10 protein-coding genes are annotated in these 9,978 nt (G+C 71.5%); 4 read left to right on the top strand and 6 right to left on the bottom strand.

What is annotated here, in order from left to right:
• A partial coding sequence (locus tag IZR01_RS45105; RefSeq protein ID WP_194927417.1) for a DUF4331 family protein occupies positions 1-934 on the bottom strand: 934 nt, incomplete at its 3' end.
• 175 nt (positions 935-1,109) lie between these two features.
• On the bottom strand, positions 1,110-1,838 hold the full coding sequence (locus tag IZR01_RS45110) for a TetR/AcrR family transcriptional regulator (protein ID WP_194898771.1): 729 nt from the start codon (positions 1,836-1,838) through the stop codon (positions 1,110-1,112).
• 159 nt (positions 1,839-1,997) lie between these two features.
• Between IZR01_RS45110 and IZR01_RS45115 the strand changes: the two genes are divergently transcribed.
• Both IZR01_RS45115 and IZR01_RS45120 read left to right on the top strand, forming a co-directional pair.
• On the top strand, positions 1,998-2,903 hold the full coding sequence (locus tag IZR01_RS45115; RefSeq protein WP_194927418.1) for an NAD-dependent epimerase/dehydratase family protein: 906 nt from the start codon (positions 1,998-2,000) through the stop codon (positions 2,901-2,903).
• An 80-nt stretch (positions 2,904-2,983) separates the two neighbouring features.
• Positions 2,984-4,318, top strand: a complete 1,335-nt coding sequence (locus IZR01_RS45120) for an FAD-binding oxidoreductase (protein WP_194927419.1) — start codon at positions 2,984-2,986, stop codon at positions 4,316-4,318.
• A gap of 12 nt (positions 4,319-4,330) precedes the next feature.
• Here IZR01_RS45120 and IZR01_RS45125 read toward each other — a convergent pair whose 3' ends face one another.
• A complete protein-coding gene (locus IZR01_RS45125; protein WP_194898773.1) occupies positions 4,331-4,687 on the bottom strand; it encodes a winged helix-turn-helix transcriptional regulator in 357 nt (118 codons plus the stop codon).
• Between the two features lie 86 nt (positions 4,688-4,773).
• Between IZR01_RS45125 and IZR01_RS45130 the strand changes: the two genes are divergently transcribed.
• On the top strand, positions 4,774-5,406 hold the full coding sequence (locus tag IZR01_RS45130; protein WP_194927420.1) for an NAD(P)-dependent oxidoreductase: 633 nt from the start codon (positions 4,774-4,776) through the stop codon (positions 5,404-5,406).
• A gap of 80 nt (positions 5,407-5,486) precedes the next feature.
• Here the strand turns inward: IZR01_RS45130 and IZR01_RS45135 are convergent, their stop codons facing one another.
• Both IZR01_RS45135 and IZR01_RS45140 read right to left on the bottom strand, forming a co-directional pair.
• Positions 5,487-6,860 (bottom strand): NAD(P)/FAD-dependent oxidoreductase, encoded by a 1,374-nt coding sequence (locus IZR01_RS45135; protein WP_194927421.1) that lies wholly within the window; start codon positions 6,858-6,860, stop codon positions 5,487-5,489.
• Positions 6,861-7,101: 241 nt separating this feature from the next.
• Complete coding sequence (locus tag IZR01_RS45140) at positions 7,102-8,004, bottom strand: TIGR01777 family oxidoreductase (RefSeq protein WP_194927422.1); 903 nt, start codon at positions 8,002-8,004, stop codon at positions 7,102-7,104.
• A 110-nt stretch (positions 8,005-8,114) separates the two neighbouring features.
• Between IZR01_RS45140 and rpsD the strand changes: the two genes are divergently transcribed.
• Positions 8,115-8,729 (top strand): 30S ribosomal protein S4, encoded by a 615-nt coding sequence (gene rpsD / locus IZR01_RS45145; protein ID WP_194898765.1) that lies wholly within the window; start codon positions 8,115-8,117, stop codon positions 8,727-8,729.
• Positions 8,730-8,848: 119 nt separating this feature from the next.
• On the opposite strand, the gene sucB is transcribed toward rpsD, so the two are convergent.
• Positions 8,849-9,978, bottom strand: a 1,130-nt coding sequence (sucB, locus tag IZR01_RS45150) for a 2-oxoglutarate dehydrogenase, E2 component, dihydrolipoamide succinyltransferase (protein ID WP_194927423.1), incomplete at its 5' end; no start/stop codon positions are given.

Below are 9,978 nucleotides of genomic sequence, written 5' to 3' on the forward strand. Positions count from 1 at the left end.
GGTAGGGGAAGGCGGGCAGGAGGTCGGTGTGGGGGACCAGGCCGTCGCCGGGGATGGCGCCGTTGGAGACCATGGCCAGGCGGGCGCTGATCCCGTCGTCGGTGAGGGCCCGGCCGTTGGGGTAGGCCACCGGGCCGGTGCGGTCGTAGGCCAGGATGTCCGGGACGATGGTGGCCAGGGTGGCTTCGGCGGCCTGGGGCTCGTATTTGCCGGTGTGGGCGAGTTCTGCGATGAACGTCTGTAGGTAGTTCGCGCGGTCCTCGGCGGGCTCGCCGGTGTTGTAGGCCTCCTTGATCTCGTCGGGGACCAGGAAGGCGATGACCGAGGGGTGCGCGCCGCGCTCGACCGAGCGCAGCGTCCCGTCCTCCTTCAGGCTGATCCGGCTCCAGACGCCGACCTTCTCAGTGCCCAGCGTTTCGTCGGGGACTTCGAGGGCGATGCCGTGCACGTTGGCGCGGCCGAACGCGTCCTTGCCGGTGAACTGGAAGTTGTCGACGATGCCTTCCAGGTCGATGAAGAACGGGTCGCTGCGCAGGCCGGCGAAGACGCGGTAGCCGTCGGCCTCGGTGTACCGGGACGAGCCGTCGAGGCTGACCGGCACGTCGCGGGCCAGCACCTCGCCGGCGGCCTCGTGGGCGACGGCCTCGGCGCCGACTGCGCGGTAGAGCGTGAACGTCTGGCCGCCGTCGTCGGCGGGCCTGAAGATGAAGCTGAAGGCGACGTCGGCCAGGGCGTCGCCGTTGGTGTCGACGTTGATCCGGTACACGGCGTCCGGGTGAAATCCGGCGCTGTCCGAGGGGGCGTAGGGGTGCGAGTCCTGGATGAAGACAGTGCGTCCGGGCTCGGCGGCGGGGAACACGAAGGTGTCGGTCAGGTCCAGCCGGGCATCGTCGCGCGGATAGCGCAGGTTCGGGGCGCTGAGATGGTGGGACATGGTGACTCCGGGTGATAGCGACAGGTCGGGAGCGACGCCTGGCGCGCCGTTCCCCGCGAGCCCTCCCTGCTGCCAGTCTCCGCCCCGCCGGCTGCCGCCGCATCCGGGACCCCGGCATCACGGCCGAGTCCGAAGACCCCCTTTTCGGCCGACCTATCGCCGACCTATCGCGCAACTACCGCGGGCCGAGTCCCATCCGCACCGCCATATCCCGCACCTGCCGGTCGAACCACTCGCCCCGCTCCGTGAACACCCGGTTGAGCCGCCCGAACACTTCGAAGTTCACGGCGCCGAAGACCATCGTCAGAGCGCTTAGAAAAGGCTCTAGTGCGTGTGATTCTTCAGCGAACCCCATGCCGATCGCCGTAATACGGAGCTCTTGCGCATAGGCGGAGTTCTCTGTCGCGGGCAACGGTGCGATCCCCTCAGGAACGTGGAGCTTCCCGGCCGCCTCGGCTTCCCGGACGCACTGCGCCATCGCGATCATGGCCCACGCCCCGGGCTCGATGGTCTCATCCGGCGCCTTGTAGCCGGGGATCGGGCTGCCGTAGATGAGGGCGTACTCCGCGGGCCTGGCGATCGCCCAGCGGCGGACCGTGTGGCAGACCGCGAACCAGCGCGACAGGTAGGCGTCGCGGCGGTCCACGCCCCCGTCGGCCTGCTCCACCGCCTCGCCCAACGAGTTGTATGCGTCGATGATGAGAGCGGTGAGCAGTTCGTCCCGGCTCGGGAAGTAGCGGTAGATCGCGGAGGAGACCATGCCCATGTCCCTGGCGACCGCGCGCAGCGACAGTGCGGATCCGTCGCGTTCCAGGTGCTCCAGGGCCACCCGCTTGATCTCGCCGATCATCTCGGCGCGGACTCGGGCTCGAATGGACGGGGCCGGGCTCTTTGCCGCATTCATACCGTGAGTATTGCACACAAGCGAGAGCACTGCTCTTGACAGTGTGCTCTGCTCCGGTGCACAGTGATGTCAACGGAGAGCACTGCTCTCAAAGCGAAGCATCGCACACCGAGGCGATCGCCGAGCGACACCGAAGCTGTCGAAGAGGGGTTGGACATCATGGCGCTGCACGTCATCGTGGGTGCGGGACCGGTCGGCACGGCCACCGCGAAGGTGCTGGCCGAGCGCGGCGAGCAGGTGCGCGTCGTGACGCGCAGCGGGTCCGGGCCGGAGCACGCGAACGTCGAGCGGGTGGCCGCCGACGCCACCGACGCCGAGCGGCTCAGCGGCCTGGCCGAGGGTGCCGCCGCGCTCTACAACTGCGCGAGCCCGGCCTACCACCAGTGGTTCACCGACTGGCCGCCGCTGGCCGCCGCCCTGCTGACCGCCGCCGAGCGCAGCGGCGCGGTGCTCACCGTCGCCAACAACCTCTATGGCTACGGCCCGGTGACCGGCCCGATCACCCCCGACACCGCGCTGACCGCGACCCACCCGAAGCTCAAGCTGCGTGCCGACATGTACCGCGAGGCCCTGGCCCGGCACGAGGCCGGCCGGATCCGGATGACCGAGGTGCGGGGCAGCGACTACATCGAGGCCAACTCGATCCTGTCGTTCCTGCTGGCCAAGCCGCTGGAGAAGGGCAAGCGCGCCTACGTCCCCACGCCGCTGGACGTGAAGCACAGCTGGACCGCGATCGCCGACGTCGCCAAGCTGCTGTCCGTGGTCTCCGGCGAGGAGAAGGCCTGGGGCCAGGCCTGGCTGGTGCCCACCAACGCGCCGCTGACCGTGCGCGAGCTGGCCGATCGCTACGTGACCGTGCGCGGCCTGCCGCCGGCGAAGCTGACCGAGCTGCCGTACGCGGTGCTGTGGGGCGCGGGGCTGTTCGACAAGATGTCGAAGGAGCTGCGGGCCACGCGGTACCAGTTCGCGAAGCCCTTCGTGCTGGACAGCACGCTGACCGAGAAGACCTTCGGGCTGGCGCCGACGCCGATCGACGAGGTGCTGCGGACGATTCCCGCCGCGTGATCCGGCCGCGCCGGGTGGGTGTCGGTGCTGATCCGTATCGTCGTCAGTGATCTTCGACCACGACGAAAGCGAGCCCCGCGATGTCCGAGTCAACCGAGTCAACCGAGTCATTGTCCGCCCTGCGCGACGCCGTCCGCGGCGAGGTCCTGCTGCCCGGCGACGAGGGCTTCGACACCGCGCACCGGCCCTGGAACCTGGCGATCGAGCAGGACGTGCGCGCGGTGGTCACGGCCGCCGACGCCGCCGACGTGGCCGCGTTGGTCCGTTACGCGAACGAGGCCGGGGCCCGGATCGCGGTGCAGCCCACCGGCCACGGCGCGTCGGGCACGGCGGCCGGGACGATCCTGCTACGCACCGCCCGCCTCGACGAGCTGACGATCGATGCCAAGGACCGCACCGCGCGCATCGGCGCGGGCGTCACGTCCGGCGCGCTCAACATCGCGGCCGCCGCCCACGGACTGGTCCACAAGCCCGGCAGCTCGCCGACCGTGTCCGTGGCCGGATACACGCTCGGCGGCGGGGTCGGCTTCTTCGCCCGCAAGTACGGGATGTCCTCGGACCACGTGATCGAGTTCGAAGTCGTGACCGCCGACGGCGAACCGCGCCGCGCCAACGCCGAGGAGAACCCCGGCCTGTTCCACGCTTTGGCCGGCGGGGGCGGCGACTTCGCGATCGTGACGGCGCTGACCGTGCGGCTGCACGAGGAACCGGAACTGTTCGGCGGCACGGTGTTCTGGCCGCTGGCGCAGGCGGCCGAGGTCTTCAACGCCTTCCGCGAGGTCACGGCCACGGCTCCGGCGGAACTCTCGGTGTGGGCCGGGACGGTTCAGTTGCCGGGCGGCGGGCCGGCGATGGTCGCGGTGTCGGTCGCGTATCTGGGTTCGGAGAGCGATGGTCGCGCGCTGCTGAAGCCGCTTGAGGCGATCGGCGGCGTGCTGAACGGCGAGTGGCGCCCACTGCCCTTGGCGGAGATCGCGGCCATCACCAACGACCCGGTCGACCCCGGCCCGAGCGTGTCCCGCACCGAACTTCTGGGCCGCTTCGACGCGGACGTGATCGAGACTCTGCTGACCGGCCCCATCGCTCCCCTCCTCGGCATCCAGGTCCGCCACCTCGGCGGCGCCCTCACCGGTGCCCGCCCCGGCCCCCGCGGCCCGGTCGCTGAGCAGTACTTGGTCTACCTCCTCGGCCTGGCCTTCACCCCGGAGGCGGGCGCAGCGGTGGCCGCCAAGCAAGCGGAGCTGGTCGCCGCGCTCGGGGACGCGGTGAGCGGCGGGAGGCTGGTGACGTTCTTGGGGGCGACGGATACGCTGGCCGACGCGTTTTCGGAGGCTGAGGTGGAGCGGCTGCGGGCCGTGAAGCGGGAGTGGGATCCGCGCGGGCGGTTTGTGGCTAGTTTTCCGCTGGGGGAGTAGGGGCCCGCACCCTCAGGCCGCCTCGGCTCCATCCCCGTCGTACCGCTCCCGCGCCTCCCGCATCTTGTCCAAGTTCGCGAAGCCCCATTCGCGGCAGGCGGCGATCGCGGGGAGCAGGCTGCGGCCCAGGGGCGTCAGCTCGTACTCCACGTGCGGAGGGTTCTCGTCGAAGACCGTGCGGGTGATGAAGCCGTCGCGTTCCAGGGAGCGCAGGGTTTCGGTCAGGACCTTCGGGGCGATGCGTTGCAGCGGCACTCGCAGTTCGGTGAAGCGGCGGGGGCCGGCCTCCAGGCAGAGCACCACCATGCCGCCCCACTTGTCGGCGATGCGGAAGGGGGATGCGGCGCTTGGGCAGGCCGCGTCGAACATGTCCGGGCCCGGGGGTGTGCTCTTATCCACAGGTCGAGCCTAGTTACGTTGCAGTGACTGGGTCCACCGGTCGTAGCGTCGCGGGCATGGCGAACATCATTGTTTTCGGCGCCGGTGGGCGTGCGGGGCGGCCCACGGTCGCGGCGGCGGTGCGGCGGGGGCACAAGGTCACCGCGGTTGTGCGCGACCCGGGCAAGTATGCGGATCTCGCGCGGGAGGCCGGCGTGACCGTCGTCGCGGGCGACGTGACCGACGCGGCGAGCGTCGCGAAGCTCGCGCCCGGCCACGACGCGGTCATCAACACCGCGGCGACGCTGGACGAGGGCCACTTCGTCGCGGCGGCCAAGGCACTGGTCGAAGGGCTGAGTGCGACTGACGTGCGCAGGCTCGTCGCGGTGGGTATCGGCGGGGCGCTCGAGGTTGAGCCCGGTGTCCCGGCGTACGACAGCGACGCGCTGCCCGACGAGGCGCGCGCCTTCTCCCGCAACCACGCGGCGCAGCTGCCGTTGCTGCGCGCATCCGAGCTGGACTGGGTGGTCCTCGCGCCGCCGCTGGTCTACCTCGACGAGGGTGAGGGCACCGGCGGCTACCGGCTCGGTACCACGGCGCCGATTCCGGGTGCCGACACCTTCGCGTACGCCGACCTGGCCCTGGCTCTTGTGGCCGAGGCCACGGCGCCGACTCGCTCGCGCGAGATGGTCGCCGTGGCCGGAGCATGACCACTGGGGCCTGACCACCGGGGCCTGACCAAGGGGGAGACCGGGGCTTGATCACCGAGGCGGGCACCGGGCCCTACGCCTCAAGCGGTGATGAGTTCCCCGGTCCGAAATGACACCCCGAGATCGGCCGACACCGACCGCGCGGCCCGTCGGCCCGACTCCAGAGCCCCGTCGAGGCCGGCGGTGCCGCGGTGGTCCCCGCACACGTACAGCCCGTGGATCAGCCGCACCGGGCGCCGGAAGTTGTGCGGCGAGGTCATCGCGGGCACCGCGTGCGGGAAGTGGTGCACCGCCACGCACTCCCAGCGGCTGTCGGCGCCCGGATACAGCTCGGCGAGCCGGGCCCGGACCGCCGATTCGAGCTCTGAGGTGCGGGTCCCGGCGTGCCCCACGACGTTCGTCGAGATCAGGGTCCGGCCGTCCGGGCTCCGGCTCGGCACCGCGTGGCTGATCGCCGCCGTACGCGCCACGGGGGAGTGCGGGTCGGCGTCGACCAGGACCGCGGGTTCGGCGCGCGGCGCGGGGAGCGCGGTGACGTGGTGGAACGCGGTCACCGAGCGCAGCTGGGGCTCGTGCAGGCCCGGCAGCAGCTCCACGGCGGTCGCCGGGTCGGTCGCGACGACCACCGCCGAACTGCGCAGCACCTCATCGGCTGTGGCGACGCCGTTGGCGTGCACCATCAGGACCTCGGTCTCCAGCCGGATCGCGCCCGGCGGCAGCTCCTCGGCCAGCCGTTGCGGGATGGCCGCGATGCCGAGCGTCGGTATGCACCAGCGGCCCCGCACCAACTGCCGCAGCGTCAGCTCCATCGCCCGGCCGGATATCGACAGCGCCGGGTCCGACTCGGCGGCGAAGGCCTCCAGGTACGGGCGCACGAACCCGTCCACCACCCGCGGCGAGAGCCCGAGGTCGGCGATCAGGGCCGCGGCGGTGCGCTCGGGGGCGTCCAGGATGGTTTCGGGACGGCTCAGCGCCACGCGCAGCAGCCACCCGGATTGGCGCCGGCGTTCGGCCGGGGAGCCCAGGGGAGTGCGCAGGATCGTGGTGGTGCCGAGGCCGAGATCAGCATTCGAGTTCAGGACCATCTCATGGCAGCCCTGATCGCCAGCCGCTCGATCCGCTCGATCCGCCCGGTCGCCGGCCACCCGATCCCCATACCGGATCCGCTTCCCGTCCAGCTGGAGATCCACCCCCGGCGCGAAGCACCCCAACTCCAGTTTCTGCTGCTCCCCGTGATCAGCGGAGTTGACTAGTTGGAAACCCTTGTCGATCAGAAACCCCGAGACCCGCTCGCTGCCGGCCCGGCCGCCCACCCGGTCCGACGCCTCGACGACCAGTACGTCCAAACCCGCCTCGTGCAGCCGTCCCGCGGTCTGCAATCCGGCCACCCCGGCGCCGACGACGATGACGTCGGCGTCCAGGCGATGCCGGTGGCTCGGACTTTGCCCTGTCACTGGAGCCCCTCCACCCTTTAGAGCCGAGCTCCCGGCGTGCTTTGTGGGCCCGCGCAGGTCGCGCAGGGCACGGCGAAGCCTGCCGAGCGTCGGCGCTTGTGCAGGGATGCCTACCCTTGGCGCGGTGGCGTACTCTTGCGAATCCGCAGCTGTCTCAGCATTTGAGAACGCTCGGTATTCGGATCGTTACACACTTCGGGCACGTCTCAGGGGGCTGTTCTGAGACCGCACTCGGGACCGTTCAGGCCACCGCGGCGGCCAACGCGGACCGCGCGTCCGGTGTCGTGAAGGTGAACCCGGATTCGGTCAGCCGTGCGGGCAGTACCCGCTGGCTCCCGGTGAGCTCGTTCGCCATCTGTCCGAACAGCACCCGCAGCGCGAACCCGGGCACCGGCATGATCGTCGGCCGGTGCAGGACGTGCCCCAGGGCCTTGGTGAACGCGCGGTTGGTCACCGGCAGCGGGCCGGTCATGTTCACCGCGCCGGTCATGGTCCCGTCCGCGGTCGGGGTCATGACGTGCCGGACCGCGGCCAGGTAGTCGGCCATGCCGATGAACGAGAAGTACTGCCGGCCGCTGCCGATCGGCCCGCCGATCCCGGCCTTGAAGAACGGCAGCATCCGGGCCAGCGCGCCGCCGGAGCCGCCCAGCACCACCCCGCTGCGCAGGTGCGCCACCGGGATCCCGGCGTCCTCGGCGGGCTTGGTCGCGGCCTCCCAGTCGCGGCACAGCGCGCCCAGGAAGTCCTCGGAGCCCGGCGAGTCCTCGGTGGCCGTGGCGGTGCCGGTGTCGCCGTAGTAGCCGATCGCCGACGCCGACAGCAGAGCCTTGGGCCGCTCCGTCAGCTGGGCCAGCGAGCGGGCCAGCGTGTCGGTGCCGTGGACGCGGCTCTCGCGGACCTCCCGCTTGTAGGCGGCCGACCAGCGCTTGTCGCCCAGGCCCGCGCCGGCCAGGTGCACCACGACGTCGCAGCCCTCGTAGGGCTTCGGGTCGGGGTCGCCGAACGGTGACCAGTGGCGTTCCCCGGCGGCCTCGTCCGGGTGCGTGTGCCGGACCAGGCGGACCACTTCGTGGCCGTCTTCGGTGAGCGCGGTGGACAGGGCCGAGCCGATCAGTCCCGTGGAGCCGGTGATCGCGATCCGCATATCAGCAGCATAGACCTGTGATCCTCGCCATCCCGGGGCGCGGCGTCAGCAGAAGGAAGGTTAGGCTAGCCTAAGTTAGAGGAATCCCAGAGCGAAGAAGGAAGTGATTCATGAGGTACACGGGGCCCAAGGTGCGCCGTTCGCGCCGGGCCGGGGTGCCGTTGACGGCCAAGGCCGAGCGCGTGATGGTGCGCCGCCCGCTGCCGCCCGGCCAGCACGCGCTCGGCAAGCGCGCCGGGAAGCAGAGCGACTACGGCCGCCAGCTGGCCGAGAAGCAGAAGATCCGCTGGTACTACGATCTGTCCGAGCGCCAGCTCCGGACCCTGTTCGACAAGAACCGCCGGCGGTCCGGCCGGGCCGGGGAGAACGTCATCGCGGCCCTGGAGTCGCGGCTGGCCACCGTGGTGCTCCGGGCCGGCCTCGCGCCGTCGATCTACGCCGCGCGCCAGTTCGTGAACCACGGCCATGTGACCGTGGACGGCGCGAAGGTGGACATCGCCTCGTACGCCGTGAAGCCCGGCCAGATCGTCGCGGTGCGGCCGAAGTCGCGGCGGATGCCGGCGTTCCAGGCCGCCGCCGCCGGGCAGTTCGCCGACGAGCGGACCGCCGCCTATCTGGACGTGCGGCGGGACGAGCTCGCGGTGATGTTGACCCACGAGCCGAAGCGCACCGAGGTGCCGGTGCCGTTCGACGAGCAGCTGCTGGTCGAGTTCTACTCCCGCTGAGCAGACGCCCGCGCTCCGGCGCTCCGGCACTTCCGCACTCCCGCGCGGAAAAGCGAGACTGCCCCGGTCCTTTCGGACCGGGGCAGTCTTCAGTGAGCCGTGAGCTCTACAGACAAGCTCTACAGACCGAGGTCGGCGTCGAACTTGCCCTCCTCCAGGCGCTCCTTGATCGTGACCAGGAAGCGCGCGGCGTCGGCGCCGTCGACCAGCCGGTGGTCGTAGGTCAGCGCCAGGTAGACCATCGAGCGGACGGCGATGACCTCGCCGAGCTCGGGGTCGTTGATGACCGCCGGGCGCTTCACGACCGCGCCGGTGCCCAGGATGCCGACCTGCGGCTGGTTCAGGATCGGGGTGTCGAACAGGGCGCCGCGGCTGCCGGTGTTGGTCAGCGTGAAGGTGCCGCCGGCCAGCTCGTCCGGCAGGACCTTGTTGGTGCGGGTCCGCTCGGCCAGGTCGGCGATGCCCCGGGCCAGCCCGGCCAGGTTCAGGTCGCCGGCGTTCTTGATGACCGGGGTCATCAGGCCCTTCTCGCTGTCCACCGCGATGGCCAGGTTCTCGTAGTCGTGGTAGGTGACCGTGCCGGCGTCGGTGTCGATGACCGCGTTCACGTTCGGGTGCTGCTTCAGCGCCTCGACCGCCGCCAGGGCGAAGAACGGCAGGAACGACAGCTTCACGCCCTCGCGGGCCTCGAACTCGCCCTTGGCGCGGGTCCGGAGCCGGGCGACGTTGGTGACGTCCACCTCGACCACGGTGGTCAGCTGCGCCGAGGTCTGAAGCGACTCGTACATGCGCTTGGCGATCAGCGCGCGCATGCGGGTCAGCTTCTCGGTGCGGCCGCGCAGCGGGCTGGGGGTGACCGGGGCCTTGGCGGCCGGGGCGGCCGCCGGGCTCGCGGCCGGCGCGGCGGCGTTGGCCTGGGCCTTGGCCGCGTCGATCACGTCCTGCTTGCGGATCCGGCCGCCGACCCCGGTGCCGGTGACCGAGGCCAGGTCCACGCCGTGCTCGGCGGCCAGCTTGCGGACCAGCGGGGTGACGTAGGCGGCGGCCGGCTCGGTGCCGGCGCCCGGGGCGTCGATGCGCGCGGCGGTCTGGGCCTGCGCGACGACCGCCGGGGTGCCGGGCCGGTACTCGCCGGCCGGGGCCGGTGCCGGAGCGGTCGGAGCCGGGGCGGTCGCGGTGAACGACGGCGCGGCGGCCACTGCCGGTGCCGGAGCTGCCGGAGCCGGGGCCGGCGGCGCGACCGGCGGGG

The organism is Catenulispora pinisilvae (assembly GCF_015356865.1).
GTDB classification, from domain to species: Bacteria; Actinomycetota; Actinomycetes; order Streptomycetales; family Catenulisporaceae; genus Catenulispora; species Catenulispora pinisilvae.

Excerpts from the sequence above, each read along its gene's own strand:
- IZR01_RS45125 (WP_194898773.1), bottom strand. The coding sequence starts at position 4,687 with ATGTTCGACGCGGCCTGCCCAAGCGCCGCATCCCCCTTCCGCATCGCC.
- IZR01_RS45120 (WP_194927419.1), top strand. The coding sequence starts at position 2,984 with ATGTCCGAGTCAACCGAGTCAACCGAGTCATTGTCCGCCCTGCGCGAC.
- IZR01_RS45140 (WP_194927422.1), bottom strand. The coding sequence starts at position 8,004 with ATGCGGATCGCGATCACCGGCTCCACGGGACTGATCGGCTCGGCCCTG.
- IZR01_RS45130 (WP_194927420.1), top strand. The coding sequence starts at position 4,774 with ATGGCGAACATCATTGTTTTCGGCGCCGGTGGGCGTGCGGGGCGGCCC.
- IZR01_RS45110 (WP_194898771.1), bottom strand. The coding sequence starts at position 1,838 with ATGAATGCGGCAAAGAGCCCGGCCCCGTCCATTCGAGCCCGAGTCCGC.
- rpsD (WP_194898765.1), top strand. The coding sequence starts at position 8,115 with ATGAGGTACACGGGGCCCAAGGTGCGCCGTTCGCGCCGGGCCGGGGTG.
- IZR01_RS45115 (WP_194927418.1), top strand. The coding sequence starts at position 1,998 with ATGGCGCTGCACGTCATCGTGGGTGCGGGACCGGTCGGCACGGCCACC.